The organism is Cellulomonas gilvus ATCC 13127 (assembly GCF_000218545.1).
In the GTDB taxonomy this organism is placed as follows: Bacteria; Actinomycetota; Actinomycetes; order Actinomycetales; family Cellulomonadaceae; genus Cellulomonas; species Cellulomonas gilvus.
Window position 1 is genome coordinate 285,776 of the sequence record NC_015671.1, and the last position, 22,316, is coordinate 308,091.

Annotated in this window: 27 protein-coding genes and 1 pseudogene; 15 read left to right on the forward strand and 13 right to left on the reverse strand. The window is 71.7% G+C overall.

The genetic code is table 11. The features are described 5' to 3' along the window. Positions 1-24: 24 nt before the first annotated feature. The 3 genes from CELGI_RS01290 to CELGI_RS01300 all read right to left on the reverse strand — a co-directional run bounded on the left by CELGI_RS01290 (position 25) and on the right by CELGI_RS01300 (position 3,428). Positions 25-1,965 carry a heavy metal translocating P-type ATPase gene (locus tag CELGI_RS01290; RefSeq protein ID WP_013882305.1) on the reverse strand — a complete coding sequence of 647 codons (1,941 nt, stop codon included), beginning with the start codon at positions 1,963-1,965 and terminating at the stop codon, positions 25-27. A gap of 315 nt (positions 1,966-2,280) precedes the next feature. Then, positions 2,281-2,700 carry a hypothetical protein gene (locus CELGI_RS01295; protein ID WP_013882306.1) on the reverse strand — a complete coding sequence of 140 codons (420 nt, stop codon included), beginning with the start codon at positions 2,698-2,700 and terminating at the stop codon, positions 2,281-2,283. 185 nt (positions 2,701-2,885) lie between these two features. Then, positions 2,886-3,428 carry a hypothetical protein gene (locus tag CELGI_RS01300; protein ID WP_013882307.1) on the reverse strand — a complete coding sequence of 181 codons (543 nt, stop codon included), beginning with the start codon at positions 3,426-3,428 and terminating at the stop codon, positions 2,886-2,888. Positions 3,429-3,467: 39 nt separating this feature from the next. Here CELGI_RS01300 and CELGI_RS01305 point away from each other — a divergent pair, with 39 nt between their 5' ends. Continuing rightward, a complete protein-coding gene (locus CELGI_RS01305; RefSeq protein ID WP_013882308.1) occupies positions 3,468-3,755 on the forward strand; it encodes an IS3 family transposase in 288 nt (95 codons plus the stop codon). Next, positions 3,752-4,627 (forward strand): IS3 family transposase, encoded by an 876-nt coding sequence (locus tag CELGI_RS01310; RefSeq protein WP_013882309.1) that lies wholly within the window; start codon positions 3,752-3,754, stop codon positions 4,625-4,627. Before CELGI_RS01305 ends, CELGI_RS01310 begins: the two co-directional genes overlap by 4 nt. Positions 4,628-4,777: 150 nt before the next feature. Here the strand turns inward: CELGI_RS01310 and CELGI_RS01315 are convergent, their stop codons facing one another. Continuing rightward, positions 4,778-5,110 carry a hypothetical protein gene (locus CELGI_RS01315; RefSeq protein ID WP_041574051.1) on the reverse strand — a complete coding sequence of 111 codons (333 nt, stop codon included), beginning with the start codon at positions 5,108-5,110 and terminating at the stop codon, positions 4,778-4,780. A gap of 38 nt (positions 5,111-5,148) precedes the next feature. Between CELGI_RS01315 and CELGI_RS01325 the strand changes: the two genes are divergently transcribed. Further along, positions 5,149-6,308 (forward strand): IS3 family transposase gene (locus CELGI_RS01325; protein WP_169315122.1). Its coding sequence is split into 2 segments (ribosomal slippage): positions 5,149-5,427 and positions 5,430-6,308, totalling 1,158 coding nucleotides; the frame shifts between segments, so codons are not numbered across the junction. 13 nt (positions 6,309-6,321) lie between these two features. On the opposite strand, the gene CELGI_RS01330 is transcribed toward CELGI_RS01325, so the two are convergent. Continuing rightward, entirely contained in the window at positions 6,322-7,134 is an 813-nt protein-coding gene (locus tag CELGI_RS01330) for an FAD-dependent oxidoreductase (protein WP_081465310.1), read from the reverse strand. 97 nt (positions 7,135-7,231) lie between these two features. Between CELGI_RS01330 and CELGI_RS01335 the strand changes: the two genes are divergently transcribed. After that, positions 7,232-7,651, forward strand: coding sequence for a heavy metal-responsive transcriptional regulator (locus CELGI_RS01335; RefSeq protein ID WP_013882310.1), 420 nt, complete (start codon positions 7,232-7,234; stop codon positions 7,649-7,651). 303 nt (positions 7,652-7,954) lie between these two features. Here the strand turns inward: CELGI_RS01335 and CELGI_RS01340 are convergent, their stop codons facing one another. The 3 genes from CELGI_RS01340 to CELGI_RS01350 form a co-directional block, all read right to left on the reverse strand. Further along, entirely contained in the window at positions 7,955-8,551 is a 597-nt protein-coding gene (locus CELGI_RS01340; protein WP_013882311.1) for a cadmium resistance transporter, read from the reverse strand. A gap of 62 nt (positions 8,552-8,613) precedes the next feature. Next, on the reverse strand, positions 8,614-9,234 hold the full coding sequence (locus CELGI_RS01345; protein WP_013882312.1) for a methyltransferase family protein: 621 nt from the start codon (positions 9,232-9,234) through the stop codon (positions 8,614-8,616). Then, complete coding sequence (locus CELGI_RS01350; RefSeq protein WP_013882313.1) at positions 9,231-9,848, reverse strand: class I SAM-dependent methyltransferase; 618 nt, start codon at positions 9,846-9,848, stop codon at positions 9,231-9,233. The genes CELGI_RS01345 and CELGI_RS01350 overlap by 4 nt, the downstream gene beginning before the upstream one ends. Positions 9,849-9,908: 60 nt before the next feature. Here CELGI_RS01350 and CELGI_RS01355 point away from each other — a divergent pair, with 60 nt between their 5' ends. From CELGI_RS01355 to CELGI_RS01400, 11 genes and pseudogenes are all read left to right on the forward strand, one after another. Next, positions 9,909-10,310 (forward strand): ArsR/SmtB family transcription factor, encoded by a 402-nt coding sequence (locus tag CELGI_RS01355; protein ID WP_041574302.1) that lies wholly within the window; start codon positions 9,909-9,911, stop codon positions 10,308-10,310. Next, on the forward strand, positions 10,307-12,274 hold the full coding sequence (locus tag CELGI_RS01360; RefSeq protein ID WP_013882315.1) for a heavy metal translocating P-type ATPase: 1,968 nt from the start codon (positions 10,307-10,309) through the stop codon (positions 12,272-12,274). Before CELGI_RS01355 ends, CELGI_RS01360 begins: the two co-directional genes overlap by 4 nt. After that, entirely contained in the window at positions 12,271-12,819 is a 549-nt protein-coding gene (lspA, locus tag CELGI_RS01365; RefSeq protein ID WP_013882316.1) for a signal peptidase II, read from the forward strand. The genes CELGI_RS01360 and lspA overlap by 4 nt, the downstream gene beginning before the upstream one ends. Continuing rightward, positions 12,816-13,466: a TlpA family protein disulfide reductase gene (locus tag CELGI_RS01370; RefSeq protein ID WP_013882317.1), complete on the forward strand. Its 651-nt coding sequence runs from the start codon at positions 12,816-12,818 to the stop codon at positions 13,464-13,466. Before lspA ends, CELGI_RS01370 begins: the two co-directional genes overlap by 4 nt. Next, positions 13,463-14,233, forward strand: a complete 771-nt coding sequence (locus tag CELGI_RS01375) for a cytochrome c biogenesis CcdA family protein (RefSeq protein WP_013882318.1) — start codon at positions 13,463-13,465, stop codon at positions 14,231-14,233. Before CELGI_RS01370 ends, CELGI_RS01375 begins: the two co-directional genes overlap by 4 nt. A gap of 199 nt (positions 14,234-14,432) precedes the next feature. Continuing rightward, positions 14,433-15,149, forward strand: a complete 717-nt coding sequence (locus CELGI_RS01380; protein WP_245528143.1) for a F510_1955 family glycosylhydrolase — start codon at positions 14,433-14,435, stop codon at positions 15,147-15,149. 166 nt (positions 15,150-15,315) lie between these two features. Next, a complete protein-coding gene (locus CELGI_RS01385; protein ID WP_013882320.1) occupies positions 15,316-15,882 on the forward strand; it encodes a recombinase family protein in 567 nt (188 codons plus the stop codon). A gap of 9 nt (positions 15,883-15,891) precedes the next feature. Next, positions 15,892-16,047: pseudogene (locus CELGI_RS17505) on the forward strand (helix-turn-helix domain-containing protein); the annotation flags it as partial. Positions 16,048-16,215: 168 nt separating this feature from the next. Then, positions 16,216-16,530 carry an aldo/keto reductase gene (locus CELGI_RS17450; protein WP_049785500.1) on the forward strand — a complete coding sequence of 105 codons (315 nt, stop codon included), beginning with the start codon at positions 16,216-16,218 and terminating at the stop codon, positions 16,528-16,530. Positions 16,531-16,552: 22 nt separating this feature from the next. After that, positions 16,553-16,909: a MerR family transcriptional regulator gene (locus CELGI_RS01395; RefSeq protein ID WP_041574307.1), complete on the forward strand. Its 357-nt coding sequence runs from the start codon at positions 16,553-16,555 to the stop codon at positions 16,907-16,909. Positions 16,910-16,968: 59 nt separating this feature from the next. Beyond that, positions 16,969-17,334 (forward strand): DUF5997 family protein, encoded by a 366-nt coding sequence (locus CELGI_RS01400; RefSeq protein ID WP_041574053.1) that lies wholly within the window; start codon positions 16,969-16,971, stop codon positions 17,332-17,334. A gap of 24 nt (positions 17,335-17,358) precedes the next feature. Here CELGI_RS01400 and CELGI_RS01405 read toward each other — a convergent pair whose 3' ends face one another. The 5 genes from CELGI_RS01405 to CELGI_RS01425 form a co-directional block, all read right to left on the reverse strand. Next, positions 17,359-18,120 carry a LysR family transcriptional regulator substrate-binding protein gene (locus CELGI_RS01405; RefSeq protein ID WP_013882323.1) on the reverse strand — a complete coding sequence of 254 codons (762 nt, stop codon included), beginning with the start codon at positions 18,118-18,120 and terminating at the stop codon, positions 17,359-17,361. Next, positions 18,117-18,851, reverse strand: coding sequence for a tRNA (guanosine(46)-N7)-methyltransferase TrmB (gene trmB / locus CELGI_RS01410; protein ID WP_013882324.1), 735 nt, complete (start codon positions 18,849-18,851; stop codon positions 18,117-18,119). Before trmB ends, CELGI_RS01405 begins: the two co-directional genes overlap by 4 nt. Positions 18,852-18,936: 85 nt before the next feature. Further along, entirely contained in the window at positions 18,937-20,415 is a 1,479-nt protein-coding gene (locus CELGI_RS01415) for a cellulose binding domain-containing protein (protein ID WP_245528144.1), read from the reverse strand. A 178-nt stretch (positions 20,416-20,593) separates the two neighbouring features. Further along, positions 20,594-21,547, reverse strand: coding sequence for an alpha/beta hydrolase (locus CELGI_RS01420; RefSeq protein ID WP_013882326.1), 954 nt, complete (start codon positions 21,545-21,547; stop codon positions 20,594-20,596). A 54-nt stretch (positions 21,548-21,601) separates the two neighbouring features. Then, positions 21,602-22,246: a histidine phosphatase family protein gene (locus CELGI_RS01425; RefSeq protein ID WP_013882327.1), complete on the reverse strand. Its 645-nt coding sequence runs from the start codon at positions 22,244-22,246 to the stop codon at positions 21,602-21,604. Between the last annotated feature and the right edge of the window lie 70 nt (positions 22,247-22,316).

Here is a 22,316-nt window from a genome sequence, read left to right on the forward strand (position 1 = left end):
GGAGGTGTCCTGGTCCGGTGCTGCTTACGGGCGGCGGGCCATTGCCTGTGCCTCGGTGGTGGTGCTCTGCGCCGGCGCTGTCGCCACGGCGCTGGTGGTGTCCTGGTGGCGGCGCAGCAGGCGCATGGCGTTGATAATGACGACCAGGACCGAAGCTTCGTGGACGAGCATCCCGATGGCCATAGTCACCCCGCCCAGGAGGACGCCGGCCAGCAGGGCGGCCACGGTGACCAGGGCGATGGTGATGTTCTGGCGCATGTTGTTCACGGTGCGCCGGGCCAGGCCGACGGCCTCGGGGAGCTTGAGCAGGTTGTCGCCCATGAGGGCGATGTCCGCAGTCTCCACGGCGACGGCAGAGCCGGCGGCGCCCATGGCCACGCCGATGTTGGCCGTTGCCAGGGCGGGGGCGTCGTTGACGCCGTCGCCGACCATGGCCACCACGTGACCTTGACGCTGCAGGTCCGCGACCGCGTCGAGCTTGTCCTCGGGCAGCAGGCCGGCGCGGACCTCATCGACCCCGGTCGCCGCACCAACTGCCTTCGCCACCAGCGGGGCGTCACCGGTGAGCATGACCACCTTCTTCACCCCGGCGTCGTGCAGACGGGCGACCATCTGCGCCGCGTCGGGACGGACCTCATCAGCCACCGCGACCACACCAGCCACCGCATCCTCCACGGCCACGATCATCGCCGTCCTGCCCGCTGCGGCGAGCTCCTCAGCGGCCTGCCCGGCGCCAACAGTGTCCGCGACGCCGTACTGCTCCAGCAGCGCCACGTTGCCGATGAGGACCCGGCGCCCGCCGATGGTGGCAGTGATGCCCTTGCCAGGCACGGGCTCGGTGACCTCGGGCAGCCCCGACGTGGCCAGCCCCTCCGCGGCTGCTGCCTCCAGGATGGGTCGGGCGAGCGGGTGCTCGGAGCCGGCCTCGGCCCGGGCTGCCCAGGTCAGCACCTGGGCGCGATCCATGGCTGGGGCCAGGACGACGACGTCGGTCAGGTGCGGGCGGCCCTTGGTCAGGGTGCCGGTCTTGTCCACCGCGACGGCGGTGATCTTGCCGGAGGTCTCCAGGTACTCCCCACCCTTGATGAGGATGCCGTCCTTGGCGGCCCGGCCGATGCCGGCGACGATGGAGACCGGGATGGAGATGACCAGCGCGCCGGGGCAGCCGATGACCAGCAGGGTCAGCCCGAGCACGACGTCACCGGTGATGAGTCCGACCACGAGGGCCAGGACCATGATGGCCGGGGTGTACCAGGCGGAGAACCGGTCCATGAACTGGGCGGTCTTGGCCTTGGCGTCCTGGGCGTCTTCGACGCGGTGGATGATGCGGGCCAGCGTGGTGTCGGCGCCGATGCCGGTGGCGAGCACCTGGAGGAACCCACCCTTGGCGACGGTTCCGGCGAAGACGTGGTCGCCCTTGGACTTCTCCACGGGGATGGACTCCCCGGTGATGGAGGCCTCGTCCAGGGCGCCGGTGCCGGCCACGACCTCGCCGTCCACCGGGACCTTAGCGCCGTTCTTAACCAGGACGATCTCGCCCATGGCCACGCTCGCAGCGGGCACCTCCACCTGCACGCCGTCGCGCATGACCACGGCCACGTCTGGGGCCACGGCCACCAGCTCGGCCAGTGCCGAGCGGGTCTTGTTCAGCGTTGCGGACTCCAGGGCGTGCCCGATGGCGAAGAGGAAGGTCACCGCGGCGGCCTCCCAGTACTCCCCGATGATCACCGCGCCGATCGCGGCCACCGAGACCAGCAGGTCGATGCCGATGACCCGGGCCATGAGCGCCCGGGCTGCCTTGGTCACGATCGGGGTACCCGCGACCACGGCGGCGGCCACCATGAAGGCGTTGCTCCACGCATCGGAACCGAGGCCGCGGGCCACGAAGAACGAGATGAGGATCAGCGCCCCGGAGACCACTGGGATCGCCCACCTGCCGTACCACCACTGCTGCAGCTTGTTCATAGCTGTTCGACCTTCCTGTAGCTGTCCAACCCCAGTTCGGGGTGCTGACAACGACGTTATGAAGATCGGCACCGGGCAACCATGACCGGCGTCAATCAACCGCACACCCATCCGTGCACCGCCGCCGGGGCTGCTCTAGCGTGCTGGCGCAATGAAGAGCGTCACCGCCGAGTTGATCGGCGGTGACGCTTAGCTGGTCCGGCTCAGAATGCGACCGGACGAGCCACGTAGCCTCGGCCCGCGGGCGCCCATGACCACACCCCAGTCCGCGGGGCCCGTGGGGCCGGGTGTCACGCGCATGGCGGGACGGCCCCGTCAGGTTCGCCTGGTTGCCAGTTCCTCCACCATCAGGCCCAGACCGCTACCGAGCATGAAGACGTCCCGAGCGATCCCCATGCCAGCCGGCGCTGGACGGATTCCGTCATCACGGGTGAACCCTGGCGTCTTGAGGTACACGGCCATCAATGCGGCCGAGAATCCACTTAGGCCGGCCGCGGCCACCCGGGTGGGTACCATCGGGGCTAGTAGCGCCGTGCCCAGAGCGATCTCGAAGGTCGACAACGCCTTCCCGAAGCGGACCGGGTCCATCTTCTTCAAGAACGGGAACGCGTTGGCGGCCTGGTCCCGCAGCCCCGTTGCCCCGTCGACGTCCAATGACCGCTTAGTGATTCCGGTGTTCAATATGAAGGCCCCGCTCGCCAGGCGCGGCGGGACATGGTGAAGCTTGACGCTCATAGCAATCTCTCCTGAGTTCTTGGGACGTGGGTCTACCAGCGGTTCACACGTGAGAATGCAGCGGGCAGGCTTCCGCTGATCATTGACGGGCCCGGCGGCCCGGTGCGGCCCTGATGGGTGGCGGGATGACGCCCGGGCAGTGCGCTCGCGCTTGGTCTGGGCACCGGTCGACGTCCCTGGTCGCCCTAGTGGAGGCGGGTCCTAGCTGTCCTCCGAGATAACGCTTGCGGTAACGCCGGCACCGCCGACGGTCGCCAGGATGTCCTCGACGTCCAAGCGTCGGGGGTCGTAGTCGACGTCAACCCGGTGCGAGTGCAGATCGATGTGCACGGCCTGCACCCCGGAAGACGCTTCAGGTGCCGGTTGATGTCGGTGGCGCACGAGGGGAAGAAAAACTCGCCCAGGCGCAGCTGCAGCCGCATCGACTCACCCGGTCGCAGCGTGATGAAGTCGGTGCCGGTCGTGACCGCGCGGTCGGAGGCGTCCACGGCGACGGTGTGCACGGCGTCGGCGCCGAGGTCGAGCAGGCGCAGCCCCGCGAGCGCGGGCAGCTTCAGGACGGGCACGCCGCTCAGGTCGCTCGCGAGGAAGACGCCGTCGCCGTCGCCGTCGGGCATCGCCAGATCCAGCGTCAGCACCGCGAGCTCGTCGACGCGGACCACAGGCAGCACGTCGACCGTGATGTCCGTGCCGCCGAGGTGCGGAGCCTGACCCGTTTCCGTGGACACCTTCGCTGAGGTGATGATCGCCTCGGAGAGGAGTCCTGGATGCCTGCAGCCAAGCCGCCGGAGTTCCGCCGGCGAGCCGTTGAGTTGGCCCGTTCGGGTCAGCAGCCGGTCGCGAGTATCGCGGCCGATCTGGGGATCAGCGAGTCGTGTCTGCGTCGGTGGATGGCTCAGGACGACGTCGATGCCGGCCGCCGCGAGGGGTTGACCAGCGAGGAGCGCAAGGAGCTGGTCGAGTCGCGCCGGCGGATCCGGGTGCTGGAGATGGAGAACGAGATCCTCAAGCGCGCCAGCGCGTACTTCGCCCGGGAGAACGTCCTCCCAAAATGATGTTCCGGCTGGTCCGAGACCTCGCCGCGGCCGGTGTGCCGGTCGCGGTGGCCTGCCGGGTCCTGGGCGTCTCACGTTCGGGGTTCCACGCCTGGTCGACGCGGCCGCCCTCGGCGCGGTCCGTGGCCGACGCGCAGCTGTCGGCGACGATCGTGGCGGTGCACGAGATGTCGCGCCGCTCCTACGGCGCCCCGCGCGTTCATGCCGAGCTGCGCCTGGGGCTCGGAATCCGTTGCGGTCGCAAACGGGTGGCGCGGCTGATGCGCGCCGCGGGCATCGGTGGGATCTGCCACCAGCGCAAACGCGGCCGCCACCGACCCGCGCCCGCGCCGCACGAGGACCTGGTGCGTCGCAGGTTCGTCGCCGAGGAGCCGAACCGGTTGTGGTGCACCGACATCACGGAGCACCCCACGAGCGAGGGCCGCGTGTACTGCGCCGCGGTGCTGGACGTGTTCTCCCGGCAGGTCGTGGGGTGGTCCATCGCGGACCACATTCGCGCCGAACTCGTCGTCGACGCCCTGCAGATGGCGACCTGGCGACGCCGACCCGAGCCCGGCGCGATCGTCCACGCGGACAGGGGCCCGCAGTACACGTCCTGGGTCTTCGGGCACCGGCTGCGCGAGGCCGGGCTGCTCGGCTCGATGGGCCGGGTCGCCTCGAGCGTGGACAACACGATGATCGAGAGCTTCTGGTCGACCATGCAGCGCGAGCTGCTCGACCAGCAGCACTGGACCTCGAAAGCCGAACTCGCGACCGCGATCTTCGAGTGGATCGAGGCCTGGTACAACCCCCGACGCCGGCACACCAGCCTCGGGAACCTATCCCCGACCGAGTTCGAGAACCTTCACACCGCCGCGACCGCGGCGGCATGATCAACCAACCACAGGTGCCCGCGAAAGCGGGTCAGGCTCCACCGGAATCTCGACTCCGGTGTAGCGGAAACGTTCGTATGCGGGATCCGCCGAGGAGCCGGCGACGCAAGGCGCTGTCCACGCTCTTGAACCTCCTTGCGTCGCCGGGCGTCAGGCGCAGCAGCTGGTGGGCAGGTTCGAGCGAAACAGCCCGGCGGCGATGCGCAGTGCCTCGCTCATGGTGAGGTAGGGCGCCCAGGTGTCGGCGAGGTCGTCGACGGTAAGACCGAACTTGATCGCGTACGTCGCGGCGAGCATCACGTCGCCGGCTCCGTCGAGGGCGGCGTGGACCCCGAGGACCTCGCGGGTCTTCGCGTCGATGACGAGCTTGAGGGTTCCGCGGGGATCCTGGTTGACCAGTGCTCGGGGAATGTCTTGGGCGCTTAGGACCCGACATTCGCAGGAGTGCCCCAGGGGTCTGCCGCACGAGTAGGTGACACCCACGTGTGGTGCCGGGAGGCGCCGCTGGAAGGATGTGCACCGTGCCCAGGCCCTATCCCAAGGAGTTCCGCGAGGACGTCGTGGCCGTGGCTCGCCGCGGGGACGCTCCGATCAAGCAGATCGCGGCGGACTTCGGCATCGCCGAGTCGTGTCTGCGGAACTGGCTGCGTGATGCCGACGTCGCGGACGGCAACCGCCCCGGGGTGACTCGGACCGAGTCGGCCGAGCTGCGAGAGGCGAACCGGCGTATCCGTCTGCTGGAGCAGGAGAACGAGGTCCTGCGCCGCGCGGCCGCGTATCTGTCCCAGGCGCATCTGCCGGGAAAAGGCTCTACCCGCTCGTGAGTGAGCTCGCCGCCGACGGGGTGCCCGTCGCGGTGACGTGCCGGGTTCTTAAGCTCGCAAGGCAGCCCTACTACCGGTGGCTCGCTGAGCCCGTCGGCGCGCGGGAGGTCGCCCGGGCGCACCTCGCTAACGCGTTGTTCGACGCCCACCGTGACGACCCGGAGTTCGGGCACCGGCTCCTGGCCGACGAGGCCGCCCGCGCCGGACTGATCGCCTGCGACCGCACGGTCTGGCGGATCTGTCGGGACAACCAGTGGTGGTCGGTGTTCGGCAAGAAGCGCTCGAAGAACGGGAAGAAGGCCGCTCCGCCGGCCCATGAGGACCTCGTGCTGCGGGTGTTCACCGCCGATGCGCCGAACAGGTTGTGGCTCTGGGACATCACCGAGCACCCGACCGCCGAGGGCAAGGTCTACCTCTGCGCGATCAAGGACGTGTTCTCCAACCGGATCGTCGGATACTCGATCAGCGACCGCATGACGTCCCAGATCGCAGTAGACGCTCTGGTCAGCGCGGTGCAGCGGCGCGGGGATGTCGCCGGCTGCGTGGTCCACAGCGATCGTGGCAGCCAGTTCCGAAGCAGGAAGGTGGCCCGTGTCCTGGCCCGCCACGACCTCGCTGGGTCGATGGGGCAGGTCGCCTCCGCCGGGGACAACGCCGCTATGGAGAGCTTCTTCTCGCTGCTGCAGAAGAACGTCCTGGACCGCCGCCGCTGGGCCACCCGTGACGAGCTGCGCCTGGCGATCATCACCTGGATCGAACGGACCTACCACCGCCGCAGACGCCAGGTCCGCCTCGGCCGCCTGACCCCCATCGAGTACGAGACGATCATGACCACTCAGGTCGCACTCGCCGCCTGAGTTTCGCTGTCACCTACTCGTGCAGCAGACCCTTGCGTGTGTCGGCGAAGCGGCCGGTCGCGACCAGGAGCCGCTGACCCTGCGCTCGGGTGCCGGCTGTCGTGGTGACCACGACCCCGTTCTCTGTGCGCGCGACCGTGACCGCGCGCTCCTCGACCACCGTGATGCCTTCGTCGTTGAACACGCCGCGGAGTACGTCAGCAACCTCGGGCTCTGTGTGCGGGGCGAAGCGCCCGACGAGGGTGACCTCTACGCCCAGGTGCGCCCACAGCTGGGCCTGCTCCAGCCCGACGTACCCGCCGCCGACCACGACCATGGATGCGGGCAGGTCTCGCTGCTCCATTGCGGTGGTGGAGGTGAGGTAGTCGACGTCGGCCATGCCAGGCAGGTCGGGGACGTACGGCGCGGACCCGGTTGCCACGACGTAGGCCCGGGCCCGTAGTTGGTGGTCGTTGACCTGCACGGTGTGCGCGTCGAGGAACCGGGCGTGCCCGTAGACGACGCGGAGGCCGTGGGCGGCCGCTACCTCGGCGTACTTGACCTCGCGAAGATGGTCGATGAGCGCTTGCTTCTGCGCGAGCAGCGCGTCCATGACGACCCCACCGGTGCTCGTGGCCACGCCGCGGAAACGGTTCACCGCGGCGCGGTGGCGCTGGTCTGCTGCGGCCAGCAGGCTCTTGCTCGGCACGCAGCCGATGTTCAGGCAGGTTCCGCCGAGGGCGTTGTGCTCGACGAGCAGGACGCTTGCTGCGCGGGAGCGGACCTCGATCCCGGCGGCCATCGCGGCGCCTCCGGTGCCGATCACGATCACGTCGTACTCGTCCATGGGGTGCTCCTAGCGCGTCACCGACCGTGCCCACCTTCTTAGGGGGCCGACGGTAGACGTTCCACTGCGCGGGAAGGTCAAGGCGTAGGGTCATCAGATGCGTATCGGTCAGCTGGCCGCAGCGAGCGGCGTGACGACCAAGGCCATCCGGTTCTACGAAAAGGCCGGAGTGCTGCCTGCGCCTGCGCGTCAAGCGTCGGGTTATCGGCAGTACGACCACGGCGCCATCGAGCGGCTCGCGTTCGTCAGGGCAGCGCAGGCGGCGGGCCTGACACTCCGGCAGATCACCGACGTCGTCTCTGCCCGCGAGAACAGCGGGCCGCCCTGTCAGCACGTCGTCGACCTGCTGGAGCAGCACGCCGGCAGTCTCGAGCGACGGATCGCCGAGCTGACCGCTCTCCTCGCACAGGTGCGGCGCCTGGGCCACCGCGCAACCACCTTGGACCCTGCCCAGTGCCACCCGTCGCAGGTGTGTCACGTCATCCCGCCCTCCGATGTAGGAACGCCGAGCTCCTGACCCGAGCAGGTCAGGCCCGACTCTCTCAGCCGCCCCTGGCCCGCATCCGGTGCTGCCCCAGCGCGTGGCGTGGCAGCGGAGGTACGGGCCCGGCCCCGCCGTTCCGGGATGGGTTCGGGCGGTGTCGGTCGAGGTACTCAACTTGGCGCCGGTCTCCCATCGCGCCGGGACAAGGCGTCGAGGACCGACGCGGTCGTGGGCCGCCAGAAGATCGAGGGTTGTGGCGGTGCGGGCTCCTGGAAACCGCGCCGGCGCTGATCGTCGACTCTGGGCGGGGATCGACCAGCGCGCAAGCCGGAAGGGCTAGAGCCCGAAGGCGCCGCCTTCGACGAGGATGACGATGCCCAGGCCGATGAGGACCAGGGGGAACAGCACGTGTTCCCAGCGCTCGAGGACTTCGGCGATGGGGCGTCGGGTTGCGACGTAGCGGGCGGCGAGGACGAGGACGGCGACCAGGGCGAGGAACACGACCGCGTAGGCGGCGATCGCGGCGAGGCCGACGGTGAGGAAGATGGGGACGTAGACGCCGATGTTGTCCCCGCCGTTGGCGAAGGTGACGGCGGCGACGGTCCAGACGGCGACGGCCTTGCCGGGGTCGTCGTCATCGTCGTCGTCGCGGTTGCGCCAGGCCTGCCAGGCGGCGTGGAGGCCGAGGATCAGCGGGATGAGCCCGAAGTAGGGGATGGCGTCCTCGGGCAGGAAGGCGCTGGCGCCGAGCGCGACGAGGACGGACGCGATGAGGATGCCGCCGAAGCCGATGTACTGCCCGGCGATGATCTTGGCGGTGGTGCCTGGAGCGCCGGCGCCGCGGGCGAAGAACAGCGACAAGACGATGATGTCGTCGATGTTGGTCACCAGGAACAGTCCGACCGCTTGGAGGGCGGCAACTGCCAGGTCCATGGACACGCCTTTCGTTGTACTGGGGGTGGAGCAGCGCAGAGGTTGGTCTTGTCAGCGGCCCGCTAGCGGCGCAGGCGTCCGATCCAGGGGAGGAACCGCCCCACACGGGCGGCGTAGTGCGCATAGGCCTGGCCGTGCGTGGCGAGCAGGTGTGGTTCCTCGACGGCGCGGACCTGCATCTGGATGCCCGCGTGGACGACGACCAGACCGGACAGGGCCACGGCGTTCGCGGTGGTGAGGGCGAGCCCGGTGAAGGTGATGAGCGCTGCGGTGAAGATGGGGTTGCGCACGAGTGCGAAGGGCCCGGAGGTGACCAGGTCGGTGCGTTCGGTCGGGTCGACACCGATCCGCCAGGCGGTGCCCATGGCGAGCTGTGCCAGGTAGGTGGCCACGACCCCTGCGGCGGCCACGACGGCTGCTGCGGTCCGCAGGGACGGGGCGCTCAGTGCGGGGGCGACCGCGTCGAGGCCGAGGAGGTCGGCGACCGGTGCGGCGACGCCGACGAGGACCGACCCGGCGGCGCTGATCCGGTTGGCCCACCACTGCCGACTGCCCGCGGTGGCGGCCGCGAAGCGGAATCCGCTGTCCCCGGTGCGCCGGCGCTGCAGGGCCATGCGACCGACCCCGGCGAGCAGGGCCCACGTGGCGAACAGGGCCAGGGCGACGATGGCGTAGCCGCTCACCGCGGCCCAGGCCTCGTGGTCGACGGTTTGACTGCGACGCCGATGACGAAGTCACCGAAGAACCGGGTCACGGCCGGTCGTGGCAGCGTGAAGCCGATCCGTGCGAGCTCGGCGAGGAACTCCTCGGCGCTGAACCGGTCGTGCTCGGGGTGCTCGAGGAAGGTGCGGTAGGACCACCGCTGCAGTGCGTGGCGGGTCACCTCCTCGAAGACGAACTGGCCGCCCGGGCGCAGCACGCGCGCGACCTCGGCGACCGCGTCGCGCCAGGCCGGCACGTGGTGGATGACCCCGAAGTCGACCACCGCGTCGACAGCGGCGTCGGCGAGCGGGAGCTCGCACGCGTCGCCGAGCTTGACGTCGACCCGGGTCGCGTACCGGGCCAGGCGACGCTGGGCGCGCTGCACCATCGCCGGGTCCAGGTCCAGCGCGGTCACGTGGGCGGCACCCATCCGCCGGAGGAGCAGCTCGGTCCCGACACCGCGCCCGCACCCGATCTCGACCACGTCGGCCTCGTCGAGCTCGGCGCCGAGCCGCTGCAGGAGCGGTACCTCGTAGGCTCGTTGCAGCCGGGCCCGGGCCGGGTTGTTCATCAGCATCGTCTCTGCCCGGTTCATCAGCACGGCGCGTCCCCATCCCGTCTCGCAACCATCACTTCGCGCATGTATCATCAGCGTATGCAGATGATTGCGCCAAGTTCTGATGTGGCGGACCGCGCTGCCTTGGCCCCTGCTGTCGCCCTGTTCCGCGGCCTGAGCGATCCCACCCGGCTGGCGCTGGTGCGCCGACTGGCACTGGGCGAGGCACGCGTTGTGGACCTGTGCGCCGCGCTCGGGCTGGGCCAGTCGACGGTCTCCAACCACCTGGCCTGCCTGCGCGAGTGCGGCCTGGTCGACTTCCGCCCGCAGAGCCGCGCATCGGTCTACCACCTCACGCGTCCGGAGCTGATGGATCTGCTGGTCGCAGCGGAGGGCCTGCTGGTGGCGACGGGGAACGCCGTCGCGCTGTGCCCGACCTACGCAGCCCCCGCGGCTGACGACCACGACACGACCCCGGCACCCAAGGAGACGGCACGATGAGCGACGCGTGCGGCTGCAGCGACGACGAGACCACCCCCGCCGGCAAGGAGGCCGAGGAGCACGAGGCCGAGCGGCTGTGGGAGGTCAGCGAGCTGCGCTTCGCCGCGGTCGCCGGCGTCCTGCTCCTGGCCGGCCTGATCGCGGGGTCCATGGAGCAGCCCGCGGTCGCGTTGGTCCTGAACTGGGTCGCCCTGCTTGTCGGGGCGTGGACGTTCGTGCCGAGCACGTTGCGGCGGCTGGGCAAGGGCAAGATCGGCGTCGGGACGCTGATGACGATCGCCGCGATCGGCGCAGTCCTGCTGGGCGAGGTAGCCGAGGCGGCCGCGCTGGCGTTCTTGTTCTCGATCAGCGAGGGCCTGGAGGAGTACTCCCTGGCCCGCACCCGTCGAGGCCTTCGGGCGCTGCTGACCCTGGTACCCGCGCAGGCCACGGTGCTGCGCAACGGGTCGGAGTCCACGGTGTCCCCCGCGGAGCTGCGGGTCGGGGATCTGATGCTGGTCAAGCCCGGCGAGCGGGTCGCCACCGACGGGCTGATCCGCACCGGCCGGACCGCGCTGGACGTCTCGGCCATCACCGGTGAGTCCGTGCCGGTGGAGGCCGGGCCTGGGCAGGCGGTGTACGCCGGGTCGATCAACGGCTCCGGTGTGCTGGAGGTCGAGGTCACCACCACGGCCGAGGACAACTCCCTGGCGCGGATCGTGCGCATCGTCGAGGCCGAGCAGTCCCGCAAGGGCCAGGCCCAGCGCCTCGCCGACCGCATCGCCAAGCCGCTGGTGCCTGGCGTGATGATCGCCGCCGCACTCATCGCCGTCGCCGGCAGCCTCCTGGGAGACCCCGGCACGTGGATCGAGCGGGCCCTGGTGGTCCTGGTCGCGGCCTCACCGTGCGCCCTGGCGATCTCCGTGCCGGTGTCCGTCGTCGCGGCCGTGGGAGCGGCGTCCAAGCAGGGCGTGCTGATCAAGGGCGGCGCGGCGGTCGAAGCACTCGGCGCCATCCGCGGAGTCGCGCTGGACAAGACCGGGACCCTGACCCGCAACGCCCCCGCCGTGGTGGCCGTCGTCGCGGCCCCCGGACACGCCCAGGACCGCGTGCTGGAGGTCGCCGCGGCCCTCGAGGCCCGCAGCGAGCACCCCCTGGCCCGCGCCATCCTGGCCGCCGTGCCGGCGGTCACCCCCGCGACCGACGTCGAAGCCGTGCCCGGCGCCGGCCTGACCGGCACCTTCGACGGTCGACCGGTCCGGCTCGGCCGACCCGGCTGGGTGCCGTCCGGCGTACTGGCCGACGAGGTGGAGCGGATGCAGCAGGCGGGTGCCACCGCCGTCCTGATCGAGGAGGACGGGCAGCTGCTCGGTGCCGTCGCGGTGCGGGACGAGCTGCGCCCCGAGGCCGCGCAGGTCGTGGCCCAGCTGCGCCGCGACGGGTACCACGTCGCCATGCTCACCGGCGATAACACCCTGACCGCCACCGCCCTGGCCCGGGAGGTCGGCATCGACCAGGTGCATGCCGACCTGCGCCCGGAGGACAAAGCCGCACTGGTCGCCCAGCTGCGCAACCAGCGGCGCACCGCCATGGTGGGCGACGGCGTCAACGACGCCCCCGCCCTGGCGACCGCTGACCTGGGGATCGCCATGGGTGCGATGGGTACCGACGTCGCGATCGAGACCGCCGACGTCGCGCTCATGGGCGAGGACCTGCGTCACCTGCCACAGGCGTTCGCCCACGCCCGCAGGGCCCGGCACATCATGCTGCAGAACGTCGGCCTGTCCCTGGCGATCATCGTCGTGCTCATGCCCCTCGCCCTGACCGGGGCCCTGGGGCTGGCTGCGGTGGTGCTCGTCCACGAGATCGCTGAGGTCGTCGTGATCGCCAACGGTGTCCGCGCCGGGCGCACCCGCCCCCTCCCGCACGCCGCCCCGACCGGGACGCCCGTTCCCCTCGAGCGTCCGGCACCGGTCGCCCGATGACCGTGACGACGGCGACCGCACGCCAGACGGGCGCGCGCGGCCCGGCGGGGCGACGCGTCGCAGCAGCCCTGGGGGTCACGCTGGTCGCCGCCGTCGACCTGGCCGCCAAGGCGTGGGCGGTCGCAGCGCTGCAAGACCGAGTCATCCCTGTGGGCCCGGTCGACCTGCGGCTGGCCTATAACCCCGGGGTCGCCTTCTCCGTCGGGGCCGGCGCGCCGACCTGGCTCGTGCTCACCGTCACCTCCCTCGTGACTGCCGCAGTTGGCGTGGTCGCCTGGCGGACCGCCGCCGCCCCCTCGCGGGAGCGGCTGGCTGCCCTCGCCCTGGTCCTGGGTGGTGCAGTCGCGAACCTCGTCGACCGAGCCGGGGACGGGGTCGTCACCGACTACCTGCACAGCGGGTGGTTCCCGACCTTCAACCTCGCCGACACCGCCATCGTCATCGGCGCCGCGCTACTGGTGCTGACCGGCCTTCGGCACCTTGCGCCCGATGATGCCGAGCCCAGCACACGACCGAATCGCTCCGAGGGCGAGCGGTCGACATGAGCGTCGGGGACGTGCCGGCGGTTCGGCGGCACGCGGTGCGCACCACCCCTGCCCGAGTCGGGCGCACGGCGCTCCGTGGCCTGCTCTTCGGGACGATCGCCGCGATCTTCCTCGCCGGGTGCGCGTCGGCGGTGACCGGCGGGTGGACGGAGGACGGCAGCGAGGCGGGGTACGTCTCTGGGGATGGCACCGTGGCGATGTGGGATGCCGCGGACCGCGGCGAGCCGGTGCGCTTGGTCGGCAAGGACTTCGCGGGCGCCGACGTGGACACCGGTGCATGGGCCGGTGACGTCGTGGTGATCAACACCTGGTACGCGGCCTGCCCGCCGTGCCGGGCAGAGGCGCCTGACTTGGTCGCCGCCGCTACGGACTACGCCGACGAAGGGGTTCACTTCATCGGGATCAACGGGACCGACGACGTCGGCGCTGCGCAGCCCTTCGAACGCAATTTCCAGATCCCCTACCCAAGCATCCACGACGCCGACGGGTCCGCGATCGCCGCCCTGCAGGGGCGGGTGCCGGTCGAGGCGGTTCCCACGACCGTGGTGCTGGACCGGCAGGCGCGGGTGCTGGGTCGCATCATCGGTCTCCTGGACCCGACCACCCTGCGTGAGCTGATCGACACCGCGCTGGCCGAGGCGCCGTGAGCGGTGGGTTCTGGCAGGACCTGGCCAGCACGTTCCAGGAGACCGCCTTCTCCGGGCCGATGCTCCTCGCGGTCCCTGTGGCGATCATCGCCGGAGTCGTCTCGTTCGCCTCACCCTGCGTGATCCCGCTGCTGCCTGGGTACTTCGCCTTCGTCACCGGAATGAGCGGTGCCTCCACAGGCCAACGGTCCAAGGCCGTCCTACTGACCGGCGTCGGCCTGTTCGTCCTGGGCTTCTCGGCGGTGTTCGTCCTCCTCGGAGTGACCTTCGGCTCCCTCGGGGTCGCGATACGGCCATGGCTCGCGGTCGTCATGCCCGTCATGGGTGCACTGGTCGTGCTCATGGGGTTGTCGTTCCTCGGGTGGATTCCCGGCCTACAACGCGAACGCCGCATCCACCTCGCCCCCCGCCAGGGACTGCTCGGCGCACCTCTCCTCGGTATCGTCTTCGGCCTCGGATGGGCGCCCTGCATCGGGCCTACCTTGGCCACCGTGCTGTCGTTGTCCCTGAACGAGGCCAGCGCCCTGCGTGGGGCACTCCTGGCCGCGGCCTACGCCGCGGGTCTCGGGATCCCGTTCCTGCTGATCGCCCTAGGTGCGCACCGCTCCACCGCCGCGGTGACGTTCCTCCGCCAGCACCGGGTGGCGATCATGCGCATCGGCGGGGCGCTGCTGGTCGTGATCGGCATCGCCCTGATGACCGGGCTGTGGACCGCATGGACCCAGAGCCTCCAAGGGCTCATCGGAGGCTTCGTCACCGTGATCTGAGCTCGACCCGACTGCCGGTACCGACGAACGAACGGACACCCCTGTCATGCCGTCTGCCCCCAGGATGCGCCGAACGCGCCGTACGACCCTCGCTGTCGCTGCCGTCGTGGGGGCCCTAGCCAGCTGCTCGGCTCCCGCCATCGACCAGACCGATAGGGCCGCACAATCCCCGAGCGAGCAGGGCGTGCCAAGTGACCACGTGCACGGCGTCGCGTTCAACCCCGCCGACGACAAGGTCTACCTGGCCACCCACGACGGCCTATTCCGCTACGACGACACCGGCCCCGTCCGCGTCGGCCCGGTGATCGACCTGATGGGCTTCACCGTCGCCGGCCCAGACCACTTCTACGCCTCAGGGCACCCAGGGCCTGGCGTCGACATGGCCAATCCTGTCGGGCTGATCGAATCCACCGACGCCGGCGAGACCTGGTCGACCCTTTCGCGCGAAGGGCAGACCGACTTTCACACCCTCACCGCCTCCGCGGCCGGGGTCACGGGATTCGACGGAACTGCGGTGCTGAACACCACCGACGGACAGGCCTGGACCACCCTGTCACCCCCCGTCGCCACCTTCGCCCTCGCAGCCTCCCCAGACGGGACCACCCTGCTCACCACAAGCCAGTCCGGGCCCGCACGCTCCACCGACGGCGGCAAGACCTGGGCACTCGTCCCAGAAGCGCCACTGCTACAGCTCACCTTCTTCGCCGACGACCAGACCGTCGTCGGCGTCGCACCCGACGGGAACATGTTCCTCAGCACCGACGCCGGAACGACCTGGGCGGCGAAGGGCACCGTCAGCGAAGCACCCGAAGCGGTCACGGCACGGAACCAACCTGACGGCCAGCTCGAGATCCTCGTCGTAATCGAGGACGCACTGCTCCGGTCCGTGGACGGCGGGGAGACATTCACCAGCTGACACTGGCCCCGGGCACGCAAGAGCCGGACGTCGACCCGGCCACTCAGTGCGAGAAGAAAGCCGCCACGCAAGTCGCAAAGTCACAGAGCTACTTCCGCGAGTCGTGTATCACAACCCGTGTCCGCGAACTATGTAACAAACGCGGCGTTCACGTTACGCTGAGGACATGGCCACGATCGGATACGCCCGCGTCTCGACGCGCGAGCAGAACCCCGACGGTCAGACCGACGCGCTCGAAGCGGCCGGCTGCGACAAGATCTTCGTCGAGCACGCTTCCGGCACCCTGGCGAAGCGACCCGCGCTGAGCGATGCTCTCGGTTACCTGCGGGAGGGGGACTCGCTCGTCGTGACGAAGCTCGACCGGCTTGGCCGATCCGTCCGCAACCTCAAGCAGATCGCCGACGAGCTACAACGGCGCGGAGTGGGCCTTCGGGCGCTGTCCCAGGGCATCGATACGACCACACCGGGCGGGAGGTTGTTCTTCCATATGCTCGCCGCCATCGCCGAGTTCGAGCACGACCTCATCGTGGAGCGCACGCACGATGGCCTCGCGGCGGCGCGAGCTCGGGGGCGCAAGGGCGGCCCGAAGTTCAAGATGACGCCGACGAAAATCCGGCAGGCCCGCGCGATGTATGACGAGGGCGCGCACACCGTGCAAGAGATCGCCGACACTTTCGGGGTATCCCGGCCCACGATCTACCGGCACCTGGCCGAGCACGTCGAGCGAGCCTGACGAGGGATCATGGCGCACCTCAGCGACCGGCAGAAAGCCGAGCTTGTGCGCCAACACCTCGACGGTGTGCCCTGGACACGGATCGCGGAGCACTCCGGCGTCACGGTGCGAACCTTGCAGCGATGGGCTGCTCGCGTCGAGGCGGGGCAGCTCGCGAGACCGCCTCGCCGAGATAAAGGCGCCTCGCGTACCCCCGCAGAACTGGTCACAGCGATCGAAGCGCTGGCCGTTCGCCGGCCGACTCCCACCATCGCGTACATTCATCGGCGCGTCGGCGATGTCGCACGCGATCGCGGTTTACCAGCTCCCGGGTACACGACCGTTCGCCACATCGTGCACGCTCTCGAGGGCCTGGACCTGTGGGCGTACTCACCGCTGCTCACGGGCGCCTACGTGCGCGCCGACCGGCCGCTCTCCGCGGGCTACGACCACCCGGGCACCACGCGCCGGCTGCAGGCGCTCGCGGCGGTGGCCGACGAGCTCGGCGTCACGCGCAACCAGGTGGTGCTCGCCTGGCTGCTGGGTCACACGCCCGCGGTGCACCCGATCCTGGGGGTGAGCTCGGTGGCGCAGCTGTCCGAGGCGATGGCGGCCCGCGACCTGGTCCTGGACGCGTCGACGCGCGCGCGGCTCGACGACGTCCGGTGAGGCGCTGCCTAGCATGACGGGCATGACGGGGATCGCACCGGGGGAGATCGCCGAGCGCACCGGGCTGAGCCTCGACGCGCTGCGCTACTACGAGCGCGAGGGCCTCGTGGGTCCGATCGCGCGTTCGGCGGGCGGGCAGCGCCGGTACACCGACGACGACGTCGCCTGGATCGGCATCGTGACGTGCCTGCGCGATGCCGGGCTGGGCATCGCGGACCTGCGGCGATTCACCGAGCTGCTGCGGCCGGAGGCGGGCGAGACCGACCGCGTCGCGTTCCTGCGCCGGCGCCGCGACGAGCTCGAGGAGCGGGCGCAGCGCATCCGGTCCGCGCTCCACGTGCTCGACGAGAAGATCGCCTGGTACTCGGACCACCCCTGAGCACGCTCGAGGGTCCGGCGGAGAACTACCCTGGGCCCGTGCCCAAGAAGCCCCAGGAGATGAAGCCGTCCACCGCGGCGGCCAAGCTCGACGTGTACCTGCCCGCGACGCCCGAGGAGTTCCGGGCGGGGATGGTGACGCGTGACGAGCTCGCCGCGCTCCAGGCCGACCCGCCCGCGTGGCTCACGGACCTGCGGCGCAACGGCCCGCACCCGCGCAACGTGGTCGCGGCCCGCCTGCGCGTCTCCACGTCGGGCCTGGCCCGTGCGGGCGTCACCGAGGCGCTCACGACCGAGGAGATCAACGCGCTGATCGCCGAGCCGCCGGAGTGGCTCGAGCGGGAGCGGCAGACGTTCGAGGAGGTGCGCCGCGAGGAGCGTCGCATCGCCGCCCGCGACGCCGACCGCCGCGCCACCCAGCCCTGACCCCCCTCTGCGGCTTGTGGGTGGTCAGCGGCGTTTGCCGCGGGGGGCCTGGCGGGCCTTGGGGGTGCGCGCGCCCGAGCGGCCCGGGACCTGTTTGGCCTTGCCGGAGCCGGTCTTGGGGGTGCGCGCGGCGCCGCCCTTGACCGCGGGCGTGCGGGGCTCGGCCGGTGCGCCACGGCCGCGGGACGAGGCGGCCGTACGGCCGCGAACGATGCCGATGAGCTCCTCGGTGAGGTCGTCGTAGCGGTCCGTCACCCACGCGAGCCCCACCTGCGAACCGGGGGCGTCGGTCACCGGGCGCGTCACCAGGCGCCGCCGCTGGTGCAGACGCCCCACGGAGTGCGGCACCACCAGCACCGCGTGGCCGGCGGCGACCAGGTCCACCGCGTCGCCCGTCGTCGCGACGTCGCCCGCGAACCGCTCGCCGGGCGCGTCGGCCCAGCCGAGCACGTCGTCGGCGGGGACCACGAGCGTCTCGTCGGCCAGGTCCGCGGCGGTGATCTCGTCGGCCGCGGTGAACAGGTGGTCCTTGGGGACGACGACGACCGTGGCCTCGGTGTAGAGCGGGATGACGTCCAGCCCGTCGCGGTCCACGGGCAGGCGCAGCAGGCTCGCGTCGATCGTCCCGGCGTGCAGCGCCGCGACGGCGTCCGCTGCGGCCACGGGGACGAGCGTGAGCGGCGTGTCCCGCAGGCGCTCCTCCCAGACCCGGACCCACCGGCTGGGGTTGACGCCCGGGACCATGCCCAGCCGGAACGTGCGGACGGTGGGGCTGTCGGGGGTCATGCGCGCCTCCGGGCGACGACGTCGTAGGAGCGGCGGCCCTCGGCCAGCGCGCGGGACTCGAACTTGGTGACGGGCCGGTGCGCGGGACGATCGCCCAGCCCGTCGCTGACCAGGCCGGGGTCGTCGGCCAGCACCTGCGCCATCTGGTGCGCGTACGGCTCCCAGTCGGTGGCCACGTGCAGCGTGCCGCCGGGCCGCAGCCGCGAGCGCAGCAGCGCGACGTGCTCGGGCTGCACCAGGCGACGCTTGTGGTGGCGGGCCTTGGGCCACGGGTCGGGGAAGAACGCGTGCACGGCGTCCAGCGCGCCGGGGGCCAGCGCGTGACGCACCAGCTCCAGGGCGTCGCCGTGCGCCACGCGCACGTTGCTCAGGCCCGCCCGCTCGACCAGGAGCAGCAGCTGCGCCAGGCCCGGCAGGTGCACCTCGACCGCCAGGTAGTCGCGGCCCGGGTCCGCGGCGGCCATGGCGACGGTCGTGTCCCCCATGCCCGGGCCGATCTCGAGCACCAGCGGCGCGTGGCGTCCGAACAGCGTGCCGGCGTCCAGGTGGCCGTCGTCGGTGCGTGGGAAGGGCGCGGCCTCGTCGTGCACCGAGAAGCCCCAGCGGGGGAACAGGCGCGCGAGCGCGTCCTCGCGGTCACGCCCCAGCGCGGCGCGGCGCGGGTGGAACGTGCGCAGCGGCTCGTGCGGACGCGACGCGACGTGCTGGAACGCGTCCGACGGCAGGCTCACCGCCCCAGGGTACGGACCCGGGCCGGAGCGGGACTCGCGCGCGGCCCGGCCGGACCCGCGCGCGGCGGATCCGGCCGGACCGACGTCAGGGGACCTGGCAGGCGGTGGCGATGCCGCCGGGCACCGGACCCGAGCCGATGAACCCCACCTCGGTCGAGCCGCCCGCGGGCAGCCGGCCGTTCCAGGCCTGGGGTCGGACGGTGATCGCGGTGCCCTGCGCGGTCACGTCACCCGACCACGACTGCACGACGGCGCCACCCGCGGGGAGCGTGAACGTCACACGCCAGCTCTCGATCGCCCGCTCCGGGGACGTGATGCGCACGGCGGCCTGGTAGCCGCCGGGCCAGCTGCCGAGCACGCTCAGGGTCGCGACGCAGCCCTGCGCGGAGGACGTGGGCGGCGCGGTGGGCGTCGGCGAGGTGGTGGGGGTGGGGGTGGGCGTGGGAGTCGGTGTCGCAGTGGGGGTCGGGGTCCCGGTCGGGCTCGGCGTCGGGGTGGGGCCGCCGTCGGGAAGCAGCGGGTCCAGCAGCGCGGTCAGCCGCTGGGCCAGCACGCGGTGGTCGGCCAGCGACGGGTGCCAGTGGCAGCCCTGGAAGTCCAGCGGCGCCGAGCTGTAGTCCCACAGCAGCACGCGCTCGTCACCCGCGGCCTGCTGCCGTGCGACCACCTGCTGCGCGAGCACGGGGAAGTCGGCGCCGCCGTAGGACGTGGTGCTGACCACCAGGTACGTCTGCGACCCGTACCGCGCGCGCAGCGTGTCCAGGTACTGCGTGTACGCGTCCACCCACGCGGTGCGCAGCGAGGCCGTGGTCCACTGCTCGCCGCCGCCCACGGGCGTCGAGAAGTCGTTGATGCCCAGCCCGATCACCACGGCGTCCGGCGTCCAGCCCGCGGGGCGCTGCCACACGTCCCCCGCGACCGCCAGGAGCGCGCGGTCCGCGTACGTGCGGTAGCTGGTGCCCGGCTCCCCGCCCGCGTAGTTGCGCACCATCCCGCGCCCGGAGAACGCGTTGACCTGGTAGTCCGCCCCGAGCGCGCGGGCCGCGAGCGCGCCGAACGAGAGGTCGGCGTTGGTGGTCCGGTTGACCTGGTCGCCCGTGCACTCGCGGCTGGTCGACTCGTTGCCGTAGCCCGCGGTGAACGAGTCCCCGACGAGCTCGAGCTGCAGGTCCCGCGCCGGCGGCGCCGCCAGGATCCGGCCGCCGGGCACCGCGACGAACCCGCCGAACGTGCTGGTGGCCCACGGGCTCTCGTTCCGCTTGACCACGCGCACGGTGTGCGTACCGGCGGCGAGCCCGTCGACCCGGTGCGTCGTGGTGCCGGGCGTGACGAGCGTGGTGACCCGCCGTCCGTCGATCGCGACGTCGTAGTCGCCCGCGGCGTCGTCCAGCACGATGCCGACCCCGGTGCCCTCGAACCGGCCCTCGAAGTAGACGCCCGGCCAGCTGAACCGCGCCGACCCGTCCGTGCCTGCCGCGATGCGTCCCGCGGTGTGGGCCGTGGGTACGGCGCCCGGGTCGCTCGCCGCGTGTGCGGCCACGCCCGTGGCTGCCGCGAGCGTCACCGCCGCCACCAGGGCCGTCAGCCTCGTCGTCCGCCGTCCGTTCCGCACACGCACTCCCGTCCGCGGCCGGTCGGGCCGCCCGCTGCCGTGCCCGGGGCGCGGGGTGCGCGCGGGCGTGCGTCCTGGTTACCCGTCCGGCGCGCCGCGTGCCCAGGCGTGAAGCGTTTCACGCCCGGCATCAGGCCGGGACGCGGGCCTCGAGGAACCCGACCACCTGGCGCAGGTACTCATCGCGCGCCGGCAGGGGAGACAGCGCCAGGTCGTGCGCGCCGCCGGGGACGACGACGAGCCGCACGTCGGGGCCCAGCAGGGGGGCCCGCGCGGCCATGTGCGCGACGTCAAGCACCGAGTCGGTGGTGAGCAGCGCGTCGTGCTCGCGGTCGTCGGGACCCGACGCGTCGGACGTCAGAACCAGCACGGGCGCCTCGATGTGCAGCCCGCGCGCGACGCGGGCCTGGCTGCGGCGCACGGTCCGCACGAACGACGCGCGCGCGGGGAAGCCCTCGTGCGGCTTCCACGCCAGGTCGTAGTCCCACTCGCCGCCCGTGCCCGCGTGCAGCGCGCGTCCGTAGTGCGGGGCGACCCGCCCGACGACGAGATCGGGTGCCAGCCGGCCCAGCGGGTTCAGCGCCCAGGTGAGCAGGTGCCGCTCGAACCAGCTGCCGCGCAGGTCCAGCCACGGCGAGTTGAGCACGAGCGCGTCGATCCGGCCCGGCCGCGCATCGGCCCACAGCGCCGCGACCAGGCCGCCCGTGGAGTGCCCGAGCAGCGCCACGCGGTCGTGGTCCTGCCGCAGCAGCGCGACGGCCGCGTCGATCTCCTCGGTGTAGACCGCGAGCTCGCGCGTGTGGTTGGGCGGCCGGCCCTCGCGCATGGAACGCCCGTAGTCGCGCAGGTCCAGGCCCACCAGGTCCCAGCCGGCCGCGTCGAGCGCGTCGGCGACGTGCGGGTGGAAGAAGTAGTCCACGAACCCGTGCACGTACAGGACCGCGCGGCGGTGCCGGGACGGACGTGCGACGAGCGTCGCGACCGGGTCCACGCCCGAGCGTGCCGCCTCGTCGTCCGGGCGGAGCCGCAGCGTGCGCGCCTGCCAGGGCGCCCCGAGCACGTCGACGGTGGTCTGGTCAGCCATCCCCGCATCGTCGCACCGCCCGGCCCCCTGCGGGGCGGTACGACGACGCGGGTCTCAGGCGACCGGCGCGAGCGCCGGCCGGGCCGCGATGGCGCCCTGCCCCGCGACGTCCTGCGCGAGCGACGTGATCCGCGCGCCGTGCTCGTCCACCTCGACCGTGGTGACTGACGCGTTCGGCAGCGGCACCAGCCCGATGGGCTCAAGCGTGGCCAGGTAGGCGCCCAGCGCCAGGCCGTGCCCGACCACGAGCACGTGCTCGTCGGTGCCCAGGTGACGCTCGACCAGGCGCGCGAACGCGGCCTGCGTGCGCGCCATGAAGTCCGCGGAGTGCTCACCGCCCGGCAGCCCCGGGTGCGTGCCCGCGAGGACCTCGGTCACCAGCGTCGACCAGTCGACCACGGCGTCCAGGGCCGTCTCCGGGCGGCGCTCGTACCAGCCGAAGTGGTACTCGCGCAGGTCCCGGTCGGTGCGCAGGCGCAGGTCCTCGTGGTGACGCAGGATCTCCACGGCCGTGGTGACCGCGCGGCCCGAGGGTGAGGACCATGCGGCCGTGAACGGCGTGGCGGCCAGGTGCTGCGCCGTGATGCGCACGCCCTCGCGGCCCGTGCGCGTGAGCGGGGAGTCGGAGTGGCCCTGCAGGATCCGGCGTGCGTTGAAGTGGGTGCGCCCGTGCCGGACGAGCGTCAGCGTGAGGGTCATCGGTGCCCTTTCGTCGTCGTTGGTCGTCTCGGACGCTAGGGGCGTGCGATGACGCGACGACGACGAGCGT

Excerpts from the sequence above, each read along its gene's own strand:
- CELGI_RS01360 (WP_013882315.1), top strand. The coding sequence starts at position 10,307 with ATGAGCGACGCGTGCGGCTGCAGCGACGACGAGACCACCCCCGCCGGC.
- CELGI_RS01400 (WP_041574053.1), top strand. The coding sequence starts at position 16,969 with ATGAAGCCGTCCACCGCGGCGGCCAAGCTCGACGTGTACCTGCCCGCG.
- CELGI_RS01425 (WP_013882327.1), bottom strand. The coding sequence starts at position 22,246 with ATGACCCTCACGCTGACGCTCGTCCGGCACGGGCGCACCCACTTCAAC.
- CELGI_RS01405 (WP_013882323.1), bottom strand. The coding sequence starts at position 18,120 with ATGACCCCCGACAGCCCCACCGTCCGCACGTTCCGGCTGGGCATGGTC.
- CELGI_RS01295 (WP_013882306.1), bottom strand. The coding sequence starts at position 2,700 with ATGAGCGTCAAGCTTCACCATGTCCCGCCGCGCCTGGCGAGCGGGGCC.
- CELGI_RS01370 (WP_013882317.1), top strand. The coding sequence starts at position 12,816 with ATGAGCGTCGGGGACGTGCCGGCGGTTCGGCGGCACGCGGTGCGCACC.
- CELGI_RS01330 (WP_081465310.1), bottom strand. The coding sequence starts at position 7,134 with ATGGACGAGTACGACGTGATCGTGATCGGCACCGGAGGCGCCGCGATG.
- lspA (WP_013882316.1), top strand. The coding sequence starts at position 12,271 with ATGACCGTGACGACGGCGACCGCACGCCAGACGGGCGCGCGCGGCCCG.
- CELGI_RS01340 (WP_013882311.1), bottom strand. The coding sequence starts at position 8,551 with ATGGACCTGGCAGTTGCCGCCCTCCAAGCGGTCGGACTGTTCCTGGTG.
- CELGI_RS01355 (WP_041574302.1), top strand. The coding sequence starts at position 9,909 with ATGCAGATGATTGCGCCAAGTTCTGATGTGGCGGACCGCGCTGCCTTG.
- CELGI_RS01310 (WP_013882309.1), top strand. The coding sequence starts at position 3,752 with ATGATGTTCCGGCTGGTCCGAGACCTCGCCGCGGCCGGTGTGCCGGTC.
- CELGI_RS01335 (WP_013882310.1), top strand. The coding sequence starts at position 7,232 with ATGCGTATCGGTCAGCTGGCCGCAGCGAGCGGCGTGACGACCAAGGCC.
- CELGI_RS01395 (WP_041574307.1), top strand. The coding sequence starts at position 16,553 with ATGACGGGGATCGCACCGGGGGAGATCGCCGAGCGCACCGGGCTGAGC.
- CELGI_RS01290 (WP_013882305.1), bottom strand. The coding sequence starts at position 1,965 with ATGAACAAGCTGCAGCAGTGGTGGTACGGCAGGTGGGCGATCCCAGTG.
- CELGI_RS01420 (WP_013882326.1), bottom strand. The coding sequence starts at position 21,547 with ATGGCTGACCAGACCACCGTCGACGTGCTCGGGGCGCCCTGGCAGGCG.
- CELGI_RS01385 (WP_013882320.1), top strand. The coding sequence starts at position 15,316 with ATGGCCACGATCGGATACGCCCGCGTCTCGACGCGCGAGCAGAACCCC.
- CELGI_RS01305 (WP_013882308.1), top strand. The coding sequence starts at position 3,468 with ATGCCTGCAGCCAAGCCGCCGGAGTTCCGCCGGCGAGCCGTTGAGTTG.
- CELGI_RS01350 (WP_013882313.1), bottom strand. The coding sequence starts at position 9,848 with ATGAACCGGGCAGAGACGATGCTGATGAACAACCCGGCCCGGGCCCGG.